Below are 17,387 nucleotides of genomic sequence, written 5' to 3' on the forward strand. Positions count from 1 at the left end.
GAGCGTACGGTGACCGCCGCCTCACCTTCCTCATCGGGAGAGACATGCCAGCCCAGCACCCGCCGCCCTTCCCTTTCGCCGCCTCGAACCTGTTGCGCCCTGCTCCGGCATGCGCGCGACTCGTGCGCGAGAGCCCCATCTCGCGCGTCACCCTGCCGAGCGGCGACCCCGCCTGGCTGGTCGTCGGCTACCAGCTGACCCGCACGGTCCTGTCCGACCTGCGTTTCAGCAAGCAGGCGAGCACGCGCCCCGGCGCCATCACAGGGCTGCCCATCACCGAGGGTTCCGAGTCGATCTTCTCCAGCGACCCGCCCGCCCACACCCGGCTGCGCCGCCTGATCGCCGGCTCGTTCACCTCGCACAGCGCCCAAGCGCTGCGCCCCCGGATCGAACGGCTGACCGACGACCTGCTCAACGAGATGGAACAGTCCGGTCCTCCGGCCGACCTGATGACCCAGCTGGCCTTGCCGATGCCCATCACCGTGATCTGCGAACTGCTCGGCGTGCCGCCCGACGACGCGCCACGCTTTCGCGCGTGGACCAACACCATGCTGAGCCTCGACCCGAACCGGCGCGACGAGGTCAGAACGGCCACGGACCACCTCTGGGCCTACCTCGGCGAGCTGCTGCGGGACAGGCGCCGGCACTCCGCGGACGACCTTCTCGCGAACCTCCTCCGGGTACGAGACGAAGGCGACCGGCTCGACGACGGCGAACTGCTCACCCTCGCCATGACGCTGCTGACCGGCGGCTACCAGCTCCTGGGCACGCACATCGCCCACGGCACCGTCCATCTCCTGCGCGTACCGGAGGTCTACCGGCGGATCGGCCACGATCCGGAGCTGCGCTCACAAGTGATCACGGAGCTGCTGCGCTACACCCAGAGCGGCGGCAGCCTCGGCTCACTGCGCATCGCCCTGGAGGACGTCGAGCTCGGCGGAACCCTGATCAAGGCCGGCGAAGCGGTGGTGCCGCTGCTCAACGCCGCCAATCGTGACCCCCGTGTGTTCGACCTCCCCGACGAGCTGCGGTTCGGCCGTGAACCCGACCAGCACCTCGCCTTCGGCCACGGCGTTCATCGCTGCCTCGGCGCACACCTCAGCAGGGTCGAACTGGACACGGTGATCGGCGCGCTCAGCCGCCGCCTGCCCACCCTGCGTCTCGCCGTCAGCGAGGAGGAACTGACCTGGCAACACACCTCGACGTTCCACCTACCTGTCGAGCTGCCAGTGAGCTGGTAAGCCCCAACCCCGCTGCCCCTTGGTCGCCCAGGCCACCTCTGGGACGTGGGGGCCTTCAGACACTGAGGGCCTTCAGACGCTGGAGAATTCTGGACGCTGAGAAGCCTTGGGGCACTGGATGCCGTCAGGCATTGGGACCTTCTCAGACGCTGAGGGGCCTTCAGACACTGAGGGCCTTGGGACGCTGAGAGGCCTTGGGACGCTGAGGGACCTTCAGACACTGAGGGCCTTGGGACGCTGAGAACCTCAAGGGCTTCCGGGACGGAGATTTCGGGGAAAGCCCTCCGAGAAGGCCCTTCTCAGGGAAAGTCCTCCTCCATCTCGATGCCTTCCTGTTCGAGCGCCTCCCTGATGATGCGGAAAGCCAGGCCGGAAGGGTAGCCCTTGCGTGCGAGCATCCCGGCCAGCCGACGCGTGCGGGTCTGCGGATCCAGGGACCGGGTGGAGGCGAGCTTGCGTTCCACCAGCCGCCGGGCCGTCTCCGCCTCCTGGTCGGGGTCAAGCTGCTCCACGGCCTCGTTGACCGTGTCGCTGTCCACGCCCCGATGGCGCAACTCGGCGGCCAGCGCGCGCTTGGCCAGACCTCGGCCGTGATGCCGGGAATCGACCCAGGCCGCCGCGAAGGCCTCGTCGTTGATCAGCCCGAGCTCGGAGAACCGGCCGAGCACCGCCTCGGCTGCCTCCTCCGGCACGTCCCGCTTGCGCAGTGCCTCAGCGAGTTGGGCACGCGTCTTGGGCGCCATGGTGAGCAGACGCAGACAGATGGCCCGAGCCGCCTGCTCGGGATCGACCTCGCGCTTCGAGCCGGCCGATGTCTCACCATCAGACCCATCGGACGACCATCCTCGCCCACGACCCCCCTTGCGAGCCTTCCTCCCAGATCGCCCGCCCCTGCCATCACGCCGACCGCCGTCTCCCCCGAACAACTCAGTCCCGCCATCAGACTGTTCGGCCGTCCCGCCGAACAACCCAGTCTCACCGCCAGACTCGCCGGTTGTCCCGCTGAACAGCCCAGTCCGATCATCAGACCGATCGGCTCTTCCGCCGGACGACCCAGTCCCGCCATCAAGCCGGCCGGCTCTTCCGCCGAGCAATCCGGCCCTGCCGTCATCGTGTTCAGGCTCTCTGGGGAACCACGTTGTCGCCTCGTCGGGCTGCCGCGTTCCCCCGCCGAAGCGCTCAGCTCCGTCGTCAGGCTCAGACCCTGCACCGAACGGCTCAGGCCCTTCGTCAAACTGCCCCGGCCTGCTGCCGGACTGCCTGAGCCCTCTGCCGGAACGCCCGGACCTGCCGCCGGAACGCCCAGCCCGCTTGCCGGTCCCTCCGGATCGGCGTCCTGTGCCCGATCGCGGCTTTTCGTCGTCGCCCGGCTCGGCCGCGAACCAACTGCTCCCGGCCAGCACTTCGGAGTGCCAGTCGTCCCCGGGCCGCCGCTCGGACGCGTCTTCCGCACGAACGCCGGTGTCGCCCTGACCGCCAGTGTCGCCCTGAATGTCCGGACTGCCCTGAGCGTGTGGGCTGTTCGGGGCGGGGTGATCTTCTGGGGGGTTCTGGTCGTCCGAAGGGGCCGGGGTGGTGGAGGGGGGATCGGTGGCGCGCATGCGGATACGTTGTTCGCGCCACTCATCCACCGATGGCCAGCCGTCCGCCGCGGAGCGAGCCAGGTCGCGTTCGCGCCGTGAAGTGTGGTCGGGCCCGGCGCCCCGGTCTGGTGAGTGGGGCGCTTGCGGCCGGTCCATGCTGCTCATATGGTCGGCGATCAGACATCACCCGGCTTGGGGGTGGACTTCGAGCCACGGCCGGAAGAAGCGGCGGCCGGGGCTGGGGCCGGAGCGGCGACCGGCTCGGCGGGAGCGTCGAGGCGCGGGCCCACGCCCAGCTTGTCCTTGATCTTCTTCTCGATCTCGTTGGCCATGTCGGGGTGGCTCTTCAGGAAGTTGCGGGCGTTCTCCTTGCCCTGGCCGAGCTGGTCGCCCTCGTAGGTGTACCAGGCGCCGGACTTGCGGACGAAGCCGTGCTCGACACCCATGTCGATGAGGCCGCCCTCACGGGAGATGCCCACCCCGTAGAGGATGTCGAAGTCGGCGACGCGGAAGGGCGGGGCCATCTTGTTCTTGACGACCTTGACCCTGGTGCGGTTGCCGACCGCCTCCGTGCCGTCCTTGAGGGTCTCGATGCGGCGGATGTCCATGCGGACCGAGGCGTAGAACTTCAGCGCCTTACCACCGGTCGTGGTCTCGGGGCTGCCGAACATGACGCCGATCTTCTCGCGGAGCTGGTTGATGAAGATCGCGGTGGTGCCGGTGCTGCTGAGGGCGCCCGCGACCTTGCGCAGCGCCTGGGACATGAGGCGGGCCTGGAGACCGACGTGGCTGTCGCCCATCTCGCCCTCGATCTCGGCCTTGGGCACCAGGGCCGCGACCGAGTCGATGACGATGATGTCCACGGCGCCGGACCTGATCAGCATGTCGGCGATCTCCAGCGCCTGCTCACCCGTGTCGGGCTGGGAGACCAGCAGGGCGTCGGTGTCCACCCCCAGCTTCTTGGCGTATTCGGGGTCGAGGGCGTGCTCGGCGTCGATGAACGCCGCGATGCCGCCGGCCCGCTGGGCGTTGGCCACCGCGTGCAGGGCGATCGTGGTCTTACCGGAGGACTCGGGGCCGTAGATCTCCACGATGCGGCCGCGCGGCACACCTCCGATGCCGAGGGCGATGTCAAGGGAGATCGACCCCGTGGGGATCACCTCGATGGGAGCGCGGGCGTCATCGCCCAGCCTCATGACGGACCCCTTGCCGAACTGCCGCTCGATCTGAGCAAGCGCGGTCTCGAGGGCCTTCTCGCGGTCGTTGATAGCCATGGGAACTCCCCCTGGAGGGTCGTGGTCCGATCAGTCGAGTGAAAGCTACGGCCTGCCACCGACATTTTCTGCCGTAGTCGGGGAAGACGTGGCCCGGCTCTGTCAATCGTAGCCGAACGACTGTTCGATCACAGCAGGAACACGCAGGTGGCCCGTCAATCGTCCCCCTTCGGGGCGGCGAGGAGGCGGAGCGCCACGGGGAACAGCTCAGGAGGGCAGCGGTCGGGGGCGAGCAGCGCGAGCAGGCGCATGCCGACGTCCAGGGACTTCAGAATCGCGTCGGCCTGTTCGTACGGCAACTCGGCCAGCCCGCTGCCCGGCGCGGCCAGCGGGTGCCTGTCGCGCTCGACGGACGGGAACATCAGGGCGACGAGCTGCTCGCGTACGGCCGGATTGCGGGTGGCGTGGACCATCAGCTCGACGCTCATCTGGGCGAAGGTGTCCTGGTCGCCCGCGTGCACCCGTTCGACCCAGTAGCGGCCGAACTCCGCCGCCAGTTCGCCGGCGTCGCGCCCGGAGTGGAGCAGGCGGTCCGCCTGAGCCTTCGCCTCCTGGCCGAGACGGTGCCTCATGACCTCCAGCAGCAGGTCCTCCTTGCCGTCGAAGTTGGAGTAGACGGCCCCCTTGGTGAGCCCGGCCTCGGCCGCCACCTCGTCGAGGGAGGCACCCTGCACCCCACGCTCCGCGAACACTCTTTCCGCGGCCTCCAGCAGCGCGAGCCGATTGCGTTCGCGCTGCTCCTGCCTGCTGAGCCGTTCCGCCGCCACCGCCACGCTCCACGATCTCGCCTGTTGACATCCCCAAGAGTATCTGAATACTGAGCGGTATCTGAATACCAATCAGTATTTGAAAGGTGAGCACATGGACATGAAGCGCCGCACGTTCGTGAAAGGCGCGGTTGCGGGGCTCGTCGTCGGCGGCGCCGTCGCGCAAGCGGCCGCCGCCGAGGGACGAACCGGGCGGGACACGACTCCGGCTGCTCTGAGGGGCCCGACTCTGGAGCGGGCCGGCGAGTTGTTCCGGGCAGGTGACTTCGACGCCGCCGACGCCCTCTACCGGCGGGTCCTCATGACCGACCCCAACCACGTGCACGCACTCGCCCAGCACGCCTACCTGACCCTCCTGGCCAACCGGCTCCCGGCGGCCAAGCGCCTGCTCAGAAGGGTCCTGCGCCTCGATCCCGGCCACGCCCGGTCGCTGAAGAACCTGGGGGACGCCCTGTGGCGGTCCGACGAGTTCGCGGAGCTGGCCGCCCTGCTTCCCTCGATCGCGCAGGACGCGCCCACGGCGACGCCCGAGCAGCTCAGGAGCTTCGCCGGGCGCACACCGTACGAGATCTCGGGCCCCGCGACGACCAGGATCCCGTTCGCGGCCGAGGACCCGCTGCCCATGATCGAGGCGTCGCTGAACGGCGCGCCGCCCGCCCTGTTCTTCCTCGACACGGGCGCGTTGTTCGCGCTCAACCAGGACTACGCCGACCGCCTCGGCATCCCCACGTACGGCTACACCACGGGCCGCACGGTCTACGGCGAGCACAAGGCGTACCAAGGGCGCGTGGATCGTCTGACCATGGGCGACGGCCTGAACATCGGCCAGGTGCCGGTGCACACCATCCCGGACGCGATCCGGCTCACCGCGCCCGACGGCAGGCAGACCCAGGGCGCGATCGGCACCAGTGTGCTGGCCCGCTTCCTGGCCACCATCGACTATCCGGGCCGGGCACTCGTCCTGCGCCGCGACAGACGCCCGCTCATCCGGGCGGAGCACAGCGCGCCCATGTGGTTCCTCGGAGACCATTTCCTGATCTCCCACGGCACCGTGAACCACCTGGACCGGATGGCGTTCTTCGTCGACACCGGCGGCGGCGACATCGGCTTCACCGCTCCCCGCTCCACCTTCACGGCGGCCGGGATCGACGTCCCACCGGGCGACGGCCCGCATCCGGTGACCCTCGACCGGGTGACGCTCGGCACCGCCGCCCGCCGCCGTGTCCCCGGCCTGGCGGGGGCGTTTCCCGGCTGGTTCGAGGACGGGTTCGGCTTCAGGATCGGGGGTCTGCCGACGCACGAGTTCTTCAAGCCGTACGCACTCACGTTCGACTTCGGACGCATGCGCATCCTCATGGACACCCCGGCCGGATGACGAACCCGACCGGTCGCCTCCTACGTGTTGTCAGGCTCAGTGAGCTGGGGAGACTCACTGCAGGACGACCACTGGAGGCGGCACGTGGCGAGCGGCTACACCGGGGAACGACGCGTCCATCTCGAAGCACTCGCCGAACTGTTGCCGACCCATGGCCTGGTCAGCCGCATGGTCGGGGGCGATGACCCGGTGTTGTGGGTCTGGCACCCGAGCACCGGCCGCCAGACGATGATCTTCGCCACCCCGTCGCACCACGGCTGGCAGTTCCTGTGGTCGCCGGGCGGGCAGTGCGCGGCCGACGATCCGGAGCGGACGGCCGCCGCGCTCCGCGAGGCGCTCGACCTGACCACCCGGCGGCCACCGGACTGATCCCGGCGGCCGGACAACCGTCTAACGAAGCTTGGAGGAGACGTCCACCACCTGGCAGACCGCGCGCCACACCGTCTTGGCGCTCTCCCCGTCGGCCAGTGCCTGCACGACGGTGCGGCCGCCCAGCGGGGCGATGACGTAGTCGCGGGCCCACGACTCGGCGTAGGTTTCGCCGAAATGAGCGTTCATCCGTCTCCAGAACTCGGTGAGGCGCATGAACCAAGTATGGAAGCGCCGCAGGCGTGGGTAAGACATCCCCATGCCAAAGACCCCCAAGTCTTCACCCCCGAAGACAGCCAAGACGAAGGCGAACCGGGCCAAGCGTCGCCGGTTACTGCTCGTGATGCGGCAAACCGTACAGAAGGAGAAGGCAGAGCGCGCTGAAAGGCATGTCGGCATCAGACAGGAGCCGCGTGCGGGCAAGCCGCGCACGCGCAGGGCGTCACGACGCTAGTCGCCACACCCGCGCGAGGTCACAGCACCCGCGCGCCGTACATCTCACCGAGATGGTCGGCGAGCAGCTCCAGCCGGGCGCCGTCGGGGTCCTTGAAGTAAATGGAGGCGCCGCTCTCTATCTGGTGCGGCACGCCGGCCATCTCCAGCTTTCCGCGCAGTCGCTCCCACGTGGCCGGGTCGACCGAGATCGCGATGTGGTGCAGCCCGCCGAGCACTTCCTTGTACGGCTCCAGGTCGAGCCCGGGAAAGTCGAAGAACGCGAGCAGGTTGCCGTTGCCGATGTCGAAGAAGAAGTGGTTCGAGCCCTTGTAGTCGCGATTCTCGATGATCTCCGTCAGCGGGAACTCCAGGAGTTCCTGGTAGAACTCGATGGTCCGTTCCACGTCGGACGAGAGCAGGGCCATGTGGTGGAGGCCACGCGCGCTGCTGGACGGTCGGTGCGGTAACACGTATCGCCGACGTATCTCCGCACGGCGGGCTTCGATGGCCGCGTAATCGATGGTCACGGTCGCTGTATGTCCGCCAGGGCACCCCCTCAATCGCCTCACACCGCGCCAAATGCGTTTTCTGTCGGTCGCACGAGGCACTATGTGCTGGTGAGCTCCCTAGACCAGTTCAGCCAGGTGACCAGGCAATGGTTCGCCGGTGCCTTCCAGGCGCCCACGGCCGCTCAGGAGGGGGCGTGGGAGTCGATCTCGCGTGGCGACAATACCCTGGTTGTCGCGCCCACCGGGTCCGGCAAGACGCTGGCGGCGTTCCTGTGGTCGCTCGACCGGCTGGCCGCCGACGATGCCGGGAAACAGGCGCAGGATCGGCCGGGGACGCGGGTGGTGTACGTCTCGCCGCTCAAGGCGCTGGCCGTGGACGTCGAGCGCAACCTGCGCGCCCCGCTGGCCGGTCTGAAGCAGACGGCGCGGCGGCTGGGCCTGCCCGTGCCGGAGATCTCGGTGGCGATCCGCTCGGGCGACACCCCGGCGCAGGACCGCAGGCGGTTCGCGGCCAAGCCGGCCGACATCCTCATCACCACCCCCGAATCGCTGTTCCTGCTGCTCACCAGCCAGGCGCGGGAGGCGCTGCGGGGCGTGGAGACGGTGATCGTGGACGAGGTGCACGCGGTCGCGGCCACCAAACGTGGCGCCCATCTGGCCCTCACCCTGGAGCGGCTCGACGCGCTGCTCGAAAAACCGGCGCAGCGGGTGGGGCTGTCGGCGACCGTACGGCCGGTGAGCGAGGTGGCGACCTTCCTGGGCGGTACGCGGCCGGCCACCGTGGTGCAGCCGCCCTCGGACAAGCAGATCGAGGTCGAGGTCGTCGTCCCGGTCGAGGACATGACCGAGGTGGAGGGACGGCCGCAGGGCGGGCCCGCCGAGGCCGACGAGTTCGCGCCCGAGCCCACCAACCGGTCGATCTGGCCGCACGTGGAGGAGCGGCTGTTCGACCTGATCGGCACGCACAGCTCCACGATCGTGTTCGCCAACTCGCGGCGGCTGGCCGAACGGCTGTGCACGCGGCTCAACGAGCTGGCCTACGAGCGGCAGCACGGCTCGGCCGACGCCATCGACCTGTCGATCTGGGAGACCCCGCCGCAGGACGAGCACGGCCCGGAAGACGGAGTCCCGGAAGACGGAGTCCCGGAAGACCGTGCCCCGAGAGACGGAACACGGCCGGAGGACGCCGGAGGCACATGGCGGGAAGGCCCGCCCGGTGGGCCGCCGAAGCGGATGCCCGCCGAGATGATGGCGCAGGCCGGGGCGAGCAAGGGCGTCGTGACGGAGATCGTACGCGCCCACCACGGCTCGGTCTCCAAGGAGGAGCGGGCACAGATCGAGGAGGCGCTCAAGTCGGGCCGCCTGCCCGCCGTCGTCGCCACCTCCAGCCTGGAGCTGGGCATCGACATGGGCGCGGTGGACCTGGTGGCGTGCGTGGAGGCGCCGCCGAGCGTGGCCAGCGGGCTGCAACGCATCGGCCGGGCCGGCCACCAGGTGGGGGCCGTGTCCAAGGGGGTCATCTTCCCCAAATACCGGGGCGACCTGGTGCAGACGGCCGTGGTGGCCGAGCGGATGCAGAGCGGCCTGATCGAGGAGCTGCGCTATCCGCGTAATCCGCTCGACGTGCTGGCCCAGCAGATCGTGGCGATGACCGCGCTGGACGAGTGGACGGTCGAGGAGCTGGAGAGCCTGGTCAAGCGGGCCGCCCCCTACGCCACGCTGCCGCGCACCGCGCTGGAGGCCACGCTCGACATGCTGGCCGGGCGCTATCCGAGCGAGGAGTTCGCCGAGTTGCGCCCGCGCATCGTGTGGGACCGTGTCACCGGCACCCTCCAGGGGCGGCCCGGCGCGCAGCGGCTGGCGGTGACCAACGGCGGCACGATTCCCGATCGGGGCATGTTCGGCGTGTTCCTGGTGGGCGAGCGCGCCTCCAGGGTGGGCGAGCTGGATGAGGAGATGGTCTACGAGTCGCGCGTCGGCGACGTGTTCGTGCTGGGCGCGACCTCCTGGCGGATCGAGGACATCACCACCGACCGGGTGCTCGTCTCGCCCGCCCCCGGGCAGCCGGGCAAGCTGCCGTTCTGGCACGGTGACGCGCCGGGGCGGCCCGCCGAGCTGGGCCGGGCGATCGGGCAGTTCCTGCGCGAGCAGGCCAAACAGGACTCGACGGAACGGATGCGGGCGGCCGGGCTCGACGAGTTCGCCTCGGGCAACCTGCTGGGCTACCTCCGGGAGCAGCGCGAGGCCACCGGCTACGTGCCGGACGACCGTACCCTGCTGGTCGAACGCTTCCACGACGAGCTGGGCGACTGGCGCGTGGTGATCCACTCCCCCTACGGCGCGCGCGTGCACGCCCCGTGGGCGCTGGCGATCAACCGGCGGCTGCGCGAACGCTACGGCATCGACGTGCAGGCCGTGCACTCCGACGACGGCATCGTGCTGCGCATCCCCGACACGCTGGCCGAGCCGCCCACCGACGTGGCGGCCTTCGACGCCGAGGAGATCGAGCAGATCGTCACCGAGGAGCTGGGCGGCTCGGCCATGTTCGCCTCCCGCTTCAGGGAGTGCGCGGGCCGGGCGCTGCTGCTGCCGCGACGGACGCCGGGCAGGCGCAGCCCGCTGTGGCAGCAGCGGCAGCGGGCCGCCCACCTGCTGGGTGTGGCCTCGCAGTACGCCTCGTTCCCGATCGTGCTGGAGACGATGCGCGAGTGCCTGCAGGACGTCTTCGACGTGCCGGGGCTGGTGCAACTCATGCGCGACATCGCCGCGCGCAGGGTGCGGGTGGTGGAGGTGGAGACGTCGCAGGCGTCGCCGTTCGCGGCCTCGCTGCTGTTCCACTACATCGGCGCGTTCATGTACGAGGGCGACGCGCCGCTGGCCGAACGCCGGGCGCAGGCCCTGGCGCTGGACACCACGCTGCTGGCCGAACTGCTCGGCCAGGCCGACCTGCGCGAACTGCTCGACCCTGACGTCATCTCCGACAGCGAACGTGAGCTGGCCAGGCTCGACCGGCCGCTGCGCGACCTGGAGGACCTGGCCGATCTGCTGCGCTCGCACGGGCCGCTGCTGACGCCCGACGTGAGCGTGCGCGGCGGCGATCCCGCCTGGCTGGAGGAGCTGGAACGGACGCGGCGGGCGATTCGGGTACGCATCGCGGGCGAGGAACACTGGGCCGCCATCGAGGACGCGGCCCGCATGCGTGACGCGCTGGGCGCGCCGCTGCCCGTGGGGCTGCCGCACGCGTTCCTGGAGCCGGTCGCCGATCCGCTCGCCGACCTGGTCGCGCGGCATGCCCGTACGCGCGGGCCCTTCCACGCCGGTACGGCCGCCGCCAGGTTCGGGCTGGGCGTGGCCGTGGTGACCGACGCGCTGCGGCGGCTGTCGGCGAGCGGACGGGTGCTCAGCGGGGAGTTCCGGCCCGGCGGGCGCGGCGAGGAGTGGTGCGACGCGGGTGTGCTACGCATGTTGCGCCGCAGGTCGCTGGCCCGGCTCCGCAAGGAGGTCGAGCCGGTCGCACCCGAGACACTCGCCCTGTTCCTGCCCGCCTGGCACGGCATCACCGCTTCCGAAGGAGCGGCGGGGCGGGGGGCGGTTGGGGCGGCGCGGGCGATGGACGCGCTGGTGCGTTCGATCGAGCAGCTCCAGGGGGCCGCCGTGCCGGCGTCCGCGCTGGAGACGCTGGTGCTGCCCTCGCGGGTGCCCGGTTACCATCCGGCGCTGCTGGACGAGCTGACCTCGTCGGGCGATGTGATGTGGGTGGGGCAGGGGTCGCTGCCGGGCGGCGACGGGTGGGTCTCGCTCTACTTCGCCGACACCGCGCCGCTGCTGCTGCCCGAACCTGCCGAGATCACCATGACGCCGGTGCACGAGCAGGTGCTTGAGCTGCTGGGCGGCGGTGGCGCGCTGTTCTTCCGGGGGATCTCCGATCAGCTCGGGTCGCTGGACGACGCCACGCTGGTGGCCGCGCTGTGGGACCTGGCGTGGTCGGGGCGGGTGTCGGGCGACACGATGGCCCCGCTGCGGGCCACGCTCGGCACCGGCCGGCCCGCGCACCGGCCCGCCACGACGCGGCGCCGCAGGGCCGTGCTGCCGAGCAGGTCGGGGCCGCCGACCGTGGCCGGGCGGTGGTGGCTACTGCCCTCGCCGGCCGCCGACGCGACCCAGCGCGCCCATGCGCAGGCCGAGGTGCTGCTCGAACGGCACGGGGTGGTGACGCGCGGGGCGGTGACCTCGGAGCGGCTGCCTGGCGGGTTCACGCCCGTCTACCAGGTGTTGCGGGCCTATGAGGAGAGCGGGCGGTGCCGCCGGGGCTACTTCGTCGAAGGGCTCGGGGGCGCGCAGTTCGCGCTGGCGGGAGCGGTGGACCGGATGCGCGCGATGGCACCAAGCATCGCCCCGACCTCCGAGGCCCCCATGGACCCCAGCCCCGAGACGGGCGGCTTCGGCTCCGGTGCGGCCGGCTCCGGTCCCGGGGCGGGCGGCTTCGGCTCGGGTGCGGGTGGCTCCGGTGCGGGGGCGGGCGGCTTCGGTTCCGGTGCGGGTGGCGGTGGGCGGCGTGGGTCGGGGGCGGGGCGGCGGGCCGTGGTGCTGGCCGCCGCCGACCCGGCCAGTCCGTACGGCGCCGCGCTCCCCTGGCCGCAGCGCGCCGGTGAGGTCGGGCACAAGCCCGGCAGGAAGGCCGGCTCGCTGGTCGTGCTCGTGGACGGCCATCTGGTGCTCTACGTCGAACGCGGCGGCAAGACGCTGCTGTCGTTCACCGACGGCGAGCGGTTGCGACCGGCGGTGGACGCCCTGGCCCTGGCGGTACGTGACGGCGCGCTGGGCAAGCTGACCGTCGAGCGGGCCGACGGCGCCTCCATCGTGGACTCCCCGCTGGCGGAGGCCCTGGAAGCGGCCGGCTTCCACCCCACACCACGCGGCCTGCGACTACGCGCCTGACCGAAGCCGCCGCACCTCGCAGCCTGCGACTACGCGCCTGACCGGAGCCTGCACGCCCGGCGGCCTGCGGCTACGCGCCTGACCGAAGCCGCCGCACCCGTGGCCTGCGGCAACGCGCCTGAACGAAGGCGGCACGCGGCGCTTCGCGACCCCGCCTTCCCAAAAATTTGAATGGCCGTTTAAAATTTTGAGCGTGCCGCCAGAAAGTCGAACGTTCATTGAAGAGGCTCGCCGCGCCCAGATCATCGAGTGCGCCATCGAGGTGCTCGCCGAGCACGGCTACGCGCACACGACCATGGCCAGGATCGCCAAGCAGGCCAAGATCAGCACCGGCGTGATCTCGTACCACTTCGGCGGCAAGGATCAGCTCACCCAGGCGGTCGTCGCGGAGGTGGCCAAGCTGGCCACCGACCTGATGGTGCCGCGCATCCTCGCCCAGCCCACAGCAGCGGAGGGCCTGCGCGCCTACATCGAGAGCAACCTCGACTTCATGCGCGAGCACCGCAAGCCCCTCCTGGCCCTGGTGGAGATCATCACCCACATGCCGGGCGAGGCGGGCGGGCCCGGCCCGTACGCGGGGCAGGAAGAGGTCGCCATCACCGACCTGGAGAAGCTGCTGGACTGGGGGCACAAGGCCGGCGAGTTCCGCGAGTTCGACACACGGAGCATGGCCATCGCCATCCGGGGGGCGATCGACGCGGTGCCGGGCCGTCTGCTCAACAACCCCGATTTCGACCTTGACCTGCTCACCCGTGAGCTGGTCACCACTTTCACCATCGCCACCAGGAGGCAATCATGACAGCGGCCTTGGAGATCACCGGCCTGGCCAAGACCTTCGGTGAGAACATCGCGGTGGACCACGTCGAGCTGACCGTCCCGCAGGGCTCCTTCTACGGCCTGGTCGGGCAGAACGGCGCGGGCAAGACGACGACGCTGTCCATGGCGGTGGGCCTGTTGCGGCCCGACGCGGGCACGGCGCAGATCTTCGGGGCCGACGTGTGGTCGGATCCGGCCAGGGCCAAGCAGCTCGTCGGCGTGCTGCCGGACGGGATGGCCATGCCCGAGCGGCTCACCGGTCGCGAGGTGCTGACCTATCTGGGGCTGCTGCGCGGGCTGAGCAAGGAGGTGGTGGCCGGGCGGGCCGAGGAGCTGCTGTCGGTGCTGGAGCTGGACGGGGCGGAGAAGACGCTCGTGATCGAGTACTCGACCGGCATGCGCAAGAAGATCGGCCTGGCCACGGCGCTGCTGCACGCGCCCAGGCTGCTGGTGCTGGACGAGCCGTTCGAGGCGGTGGACCCGGTGTCCGCGGCGACGATCAAGGGGATTCTGCGCGGTTTCGTGGCGGGCGGCGGCTCGGTCGTGTTGTCCAGCCACGTGATGGCGCTGGTCGAGCAGCTCTGCGACCACGTGGGCGTGATCGACAAGGGCCGGGTGGCGGCGGCGGGCCCGCTGGACGAGGTACGCGGCGCGGCCACGCTGGAGGACAGGTTCGTGGAGCTGGTCGGCGCCGGCACCACCGCCGCGAGGGGGTTGTCATGGCTGTAACGATCACCGACGCTGCGAGGGGACCATCCGTAGCGATCACCATGGCCAGGATGAAGGTGGCGGTCCTGCGTCACTCGGTCAAGGGCCAGCAGGGCGGCATGATGGCCTCGGCGGGAGTGCTCGGCGCCCTTCTGGCGGGCGGCACGATCTTCCTGGCCTTCCTGGACGGCGACTGGCTGCCGGCCGCGTACGCCGTCTGGATGCTCGGCTGGATCATCGGCCCGGTCTTCTCCGGCGGCGGCGACGAGACGCTGCGCCCGGAGTTCTTCGCGCTGCTCGGGCTGCGACCGCAGCGGATGGCCGGCGGGCTGCTGGTGGCGGCGTTCGTGGGACTGGCCCCGGCGATCAGCCTGCTCGCGCTGGCCGGGCTGATCGTCGCGGGCGTACGAGAAGGCGTCGAGCACGGGGCGCTGACCGGCGTCGTGGCGGTGCTGGTGGCCGTGCCGGCGATGGTCATGCAGCTCGCGGTGTTCGTGCTGCTGTCGAGGGTGACTGTGGCGCTGCTGGGCCTGGCGCTGAACTCCAGGCTCGGGGCGATCGGCGCCGGGGTGATCAACGGGGTGATTCTCGCCTTTCTGGGGCAGAGCTGGATCTTCGCGATAGCCATGGGCCAGGGACGGGAGATCCCGGCCTTCGTCCAGTTCCTGCCGTCTGGGTGGGGGCTGCTGGCGGTGCGCGGGAACTACCTGGCACTGGCCGCGATGGCGGTGCTGATCGTGCTGCTGCTGGCGGCCTGGGCGGCGCTGCTGACCAGGCGGACGGGCGCGAACCGGACGCCCTCGGCGCGCGGCCGCCGGCCGATGCGGGCGAGCACCCCGCACGGGGCCGTGGTGGCCAAGGAGCTGCGTACGTGGACCCGTGACCTGGTGCGCAACCATCAACTCGCGTTCGCGCTGACCTACGGCGTGTTCTTCGCGGCCTCGCCCCTGGTGCTCGGCATCCCGGACATGTTGCCGCTGGCAGGGCCGATCTTCATCATGATGGCGGCGGCGATGACCGCCAACGCCTACGGCGCGGACGGCACCGCGCTCTGGCTCACCCTCATGACGCCGGGCGCCTCCGACGTGCGGGGGCGGCAGCTCGCCTGGCTGGCGGTGGTCGGCCCGGTCGCGCTGGTGCTGGCGGTGGTCTTCACCGCGGTCGCGGACGGCTCCTGGCCGCTGGTCTTGTCCGCGACGTTCGCGCTGCTCGGCGGGGCCGTGGGTCTGGTGGCGCTGCTCTCGGTCACCGGGCTCGTGCCGGGCATCGACCCGAAGAACCGGGGCGGCAACCCGCTGCGCACGAGCGAGGACGACGGCTCGGCCACCGGCATGGCGTACCTGATGCTGTTCGTCGTGGCGCTGACCGCCGTGCCCGCCGTGCTGGTGGCGGTGTGGTTCGGCTGGTGGGGGGTGCCGGTCGGGCTGCTGACGGGGGCGCTGTGCTGGTGGGGGCTCGGCCTGCCGGCTGAGCGGCGGCTGGCGAGCAGCGGGCCGGAGTTGCTGCACCTCATGCGGACGGGACGCCACCCCGAGGGCGACAAATCGTCGTCGTTCAAGGTGCCGGACAACCTGTCGAAGACCCAGCAGACGATCGTGTGGATCTGCCTGTCCCTCGGCGCGATCCCGCTGATCCCGCAGGGCATCCTGGCCGCGGTCTTCGTCTCCAACGGGCAACTCGGGCACTCCTGGTTCCTGGCCACGCACATGCCGCCCGGCCTGCGCTATCCCGTGGCGATCGGCTTCATGCTGATCGGGGCGGGCATGTACGGCACCGGCGGCTGGTTGTGGCAGCGCGCGAAGAAGGCCGAAGCGGGGTAATAACCGCCGTATGCGGCCACTGGCGCGATTACGCGCGGACCTCGGAACCGGCAAGAACCTCGAAATCTACGTGACCGCGCTCATCGCCCTGGTGGTGGGCGCGCTCGGCGTCTTCGACATCGTGAACCCGAAGGTCGTGGGCGCCGCCACGCTGGCCACGCTGGCCCTGGTGGCGGTGAACGCGCTCGGCCCCCGCCACCAGGTCGCCGACCTGGAGAGGCAGGTCGGCGACCTGGGCCGCATGGTGGAGGCCAAGCTGTCGGCCCAGAACTTCCTGAGCGAGGGGTCAAAGGAGCTCACGACGCGCGTCGCGCGCGCGAACGACATCCGTTTTGTCGGAATAACGCTCAACCACACGGTCCGCGCCTACGTAGACATGTTGCAGCAGCGCCTGGAACGAGGGGCGTCCGTCAAGGTCTTGTTGATCGATCCCACGGGCACCGTCCCGGAGGAAGCGGCCAAGCGAAGCCTGGTCCCCGATCAGCAGGACGTGTTCCAGCACCGCGTCAGGTCCACCTTCTATATCCTGCGCGACCTGCGCCTCAAGGGACGGTTGGAGGTACGGCTCCTGCCCTTCGTTCCGGCGTATCTCATGGTGATACTGGATCCCGCCGACGACGACGGCCTTGTCCACGTCGAGCTGGGCATCCATCGTTCACCCGGCCCTTCCCCTGGCTTCACCCTTGCCAGCCACCACGACCACGCCTGGGTCCGGTACTTCATGGCCGAGTTCGACCGCCTCTGGGAGGCGGCGAGGGAGGTTACGGACGCCGACTGGCATCCGACCCAACGTCCCTAACTTCTTGTATACGATAAATCCCTCTATGACTGATATGACGCTGGGCGGGGCCCACCAGACCTTGCGTGACGAGGTCACCCAGGAGCTGCGCCGCCGGATTCTCTCCGGTGAGCTCGCCCAGGGTGAGCGCCTGATCGAGGACCGGCTGGCCGCCGCGCTCGGCGTCTCGCGCAACCCCGTGCGCGAGTCCATCCGCGTACTGGCCGCCGAGGGCTTCATCCAGGTCGTACCCCGGCTCGGTGCCACGGTCGCCCGCCTGTCGGCCGACGAGGGCGAGGAGCTCTTCGACGTGCGCATGGCGGTCGAGGGCCTGGCGGCGCGGCTCGCGGCGCGCAAGTGTTCCCCCGCCTCGGTCGAACGGCTGCGCCGGGTGCTCGACCAGGCCAAGGAGGCGGTGGAGAGCGGCCGCCTCGAAGAGGTGGCCGACCTGAACACCGCCTTCCACCTGGCCGTCGGCGAGGCGGCGGGCAACTCCTACCTCGCCCTGATGATGAAGCCGATGTTGCAGCGGGCCCAGTGGATCTTCAGTCAGACCGCCGCCATTCGCGGCCCGCACTCATGGCAGGAACATCTGAGCCTGTGCGAGGCCATAGAGGCGGGCGACGAGGACGAAGCCCAGGCCAGAGCCATTGCCCACGTGGCAGCGGCCAGGCGGACGTTCCTGCAGGCCACGGGCCTTAGGACAAAACACCCAAACGATTAGGAAACACTCAGATAACGACATATGGTTACGAAACACCTCTGAAATGTCGA

The 17,387-nt window shown here is 70.3% G+C and carries 14 protein-coding genes; 9 read left to right on the forward strand and 5 right to left on the reverse strand.

Features of this window, described 5'->3' with window-relative positions; all coding sequences use genetic code 11:
* The first annotated feature begins 122 nt into the window (after positions 1 to 122).
* On the forward strand, positions 123 to 1,241 hold the full coding sequence (locus AB0I81_RS46970; RefSeq protein WP_360672358.1) for a cytochrome P450: 1,119 nt from the start codon (positions 123 to 125) through the stop codon (positions 1,239 to 1,241).
* Positions 1,242 to 1,540: 299 nt separating this feature from the next.
* Here the strand turns inward: AB0I81_RS46970 and AB0I81_RS46975 are convergent, their stop codons facing one another.
* The 3 genes from AB0I81_RS46975 to AB0I81_RS46985 all read right to left on the reverse strand — a co-directional run bounded on the left by AB0I81_RS46975 (position 1,541) and on the right by AB0I81_RS46985 (position 4,865).
* Complete coding sequence (locus AB0I81_RS46975) at positions 1,541 to 1,984, reverse strand: regulatory protein RecX (protein ID WP_360672361.1); 444 nt, start codon at positions 1,982 to 1,984, stop codon at positions 1,541 to 1,543.
* A 1,016-nt stretch (positions 1,985 to 3,000) separates the two neighbouring features.
* Positions 3,001 to 4,098, reverse strand: coding sequence for a recombinase RecA (gene recA, locus AB0I81_RS46980; protein ID WP_360672364.1), 1,098 nt, complete (start codon positions 4,096 to 4,098; stop codon positions 3,001 to 3,003).
* 155 nt (positions 4,099 to 4,253) lie between these two features.
* Positions 4,254 to 4,865: a helix-turn-helix domain-containing protein gene (locus AB0I81_RS46985; RefSeq protein WP_360672367.1), complete on the reverse strand. Its 612-nt coding sequence runs from the start codon at positions 4,863 to 4,865 to the stop codon at positions 4,254 to 4,256.
* Between the two features lie 94 nt (positions 4,866 to 4,959).
* Here AB0I81_RS46985 and AB0I81_RS46990 point away from each other — a divergent pair, with 94 nt between their 5' ends.
* Positions 4,960 to 6,240: a retropepsin-like aspartic protease gene (locus AB0I81_RS46990; protein ID WP_360672370.1), complete on the forward strand. Its 1,281-nt coding sequence runs from the start codon at positions 4,960 to 4,962 to the stop codon at positions 6,238 to 6,240.
* 39 nt (positions 6,241 to 6,279) lie between these two features.
* Positions 6,280 to 6,609 carry a hypothetical protein gene (locus AB0I81_RS46995; protein ID WP_360672372.1) on the forward strand — a complete coding sequence of 110 codons (330 nt, stop codon included), beginning with the start codon at positions 6,280 to 6,282 and terminating at the stop codon, positions 6,607 to 6,609.
* Positions 6,610 to 6,630: 21 nt separating this feature from the next.
* Here the strand turns inward: AB0I81_RS46995 and AB0I81_RS47000 are convergent, their stop codons facing one another.
* Complete coding sequence (locus AB0I81_RS47000; protein ID WP_360672375.1) at positions 6,631 to 6,825, reverse strand: DUF3046 domain-containing protein; 195 nt, start codon at positions 6,823 to 6,825, stop codon at positions 6,631 to 6,633.
* 257 nt (positions 6,826 to 7,082) lie between these two features.
* Entirely contained in the window at positions 7,083 to 7,469 is a 387-nt protein-coding gene (locus AB0I81_RS47005) for a VOC family protein (RefSeq protein ID WP_360672378.1), read from the reverse strand.
* Between the two features lie 192 nt (positions 7,470 to 7,661).
* Here AB0I81_RS47005 and AB0I81_RS47010 point away from each other — a divergent pair, with 192 nt between their 5' ends.
* The 6 genes from AB0I81_RS47010 (at position 7,662) to AB0I81_RS47035 (ending at position 17,337) form a co-directional block, all read left to right on the forward strand.
* On the forward strand, positions 7,662 to 12,491 hold the full coding sequence (locus AB0I81_RS47010; protein ID WP_360672381.1) for a DEAD/DEAH box helicase: 4,830 nt from the start codon (positions 7,662 to 7,664) through the stop codon (positions 12,489 to 12,491).
* A 193-nt stretch (positions 12,492 to 12,684) separates the two neighbouring features.
* Entirely contained in the window at positions 12,685 to 13,290 is a 606-nt protein-coding gene (locus AB0I81_RS47015) for a TetR/AcrR family transcriptional regulator (RefSeq protein ID WP_360672384.1), read from the forward strand.
* Entirely contained in the window at positions 13,287 to 14,036 is a 750-nt protein-coding gene (locus AB0I81_RS47020; protein ID WP_360672387.1) for an ABC transporter ATP-binding protein, read from the forward strand. The genes AB0I81_RS47015 and AB0I81_RS47020 overlap by 4 nt, the downstream gene beginning before the upstream one ends.
* Positions 14,037 to 14,086: 50 nt before the next feature.
* Entirely contained in the window at positions 14,087 to 15,835 is a 1,749-nt protein-coding gene (locus AB0I81_RS47025; RefSeq protein ID WP_360672390.1) for a hypothetical protein, read from the forward strand.
* A 10-nt stretch (positions 15,836 to 15,845) separates the two neighbouring features.
* Entirely contained in the window at positions 15,846 to 16,634 is a 789-nt protein-coding gene (locus AB0I81_RS47030; protein WP_360672393.1) for a hypothetical protein, read from the forward strand.
* 25 nt (positions 16,635 to 16,659) lie between these two features.
* The gene (locus AB0I81_RS47035) at positions 16,660 to 17,337 is read left to right on the forward strand and encodes a GntR family transcriptional regulator (protein WP_360672396.1); all 678 of its coding nucleotides are present in this window, start codon (positions 16,660 to 16,662) and stop codon (positions 17,335 to 17,337) included.
* The last annotated feature ends 50 nt before the right edge of the window (positions 17,338 to 17,387 follow it).

The sequence above is a fragment of the Nonomuraea sp. NPDC050404 genome, from assembly GCF_040655495.1.
Lineage (GTDB): Bacteria > Actinomycetota > Actinomycetes > Streptosporangiales > Streptosporangiaceae > Nonomuraea.

Coding starts and splice junctions, on each gene's coding strand:
- AB0I81_RS46975 (WP_360672361.1), bottom strand. CDS start 1,984: ATGGCGCCCAAGACGCGTGCCCAACTCGCTGAGGCACTGCGCAAGCGG.
- AB0I81_RS47005 (WP_360672378.1), bottom strand. CDS start 7,469: ATGGCCCTGCTCTCGTCCGACGTGGAACGGACCATCGAGTTCTACCAG.
- AB0I81_RS47020 (WP_360672387.1), top strand. CDS start 13,287: ATGACAGCGGCCTTGGAGATCACCGGCCTGGCCAAGACCTTCGGTGAG.
- AB0I81_RS46990 (WP_360672370.1), top strand. CDS start 4,960: ATGGACATGAAGCGCCGCACGTTCGTGAAAGGCGCGGTTGCGGGGCTC.
- AB0I81_RS47000 (WP_360672375.1), bottom strand. CDS start 6,825: ATGCGCCTCACCGAGTTCTGGAGACGGATGAACGCTCATTTCGGCGAA.
- AB0I81_RS47025 (WP_360672390.1), top strand. CDS start 14,087: ATGAAGGTGGCGGTCCTGCGTCACTCGGTCAAGGGCCAGCAGGGCGGC.
- AB0I81_RS47030 (WP_360672393.1), top strand. CDS start 15,846: ATGCGGCCACTGGCGCGATTACGCGCGGACCTCGGAACCGGCAAGAAC.
- AB0I81_RS47035 (WP_360672396.1), top strand. CDS start 16,660: ATGACTGATATGACGCTGGGCGGGGCCCACCAGACCTTGCGTGACGAG.
- recA (WP_360672364.1), bottom strand. CDS start 4,098: ATGGCTATCAACGACCGCGAGAAGGCCCTCGAGACCGCGCTTGCTCAG.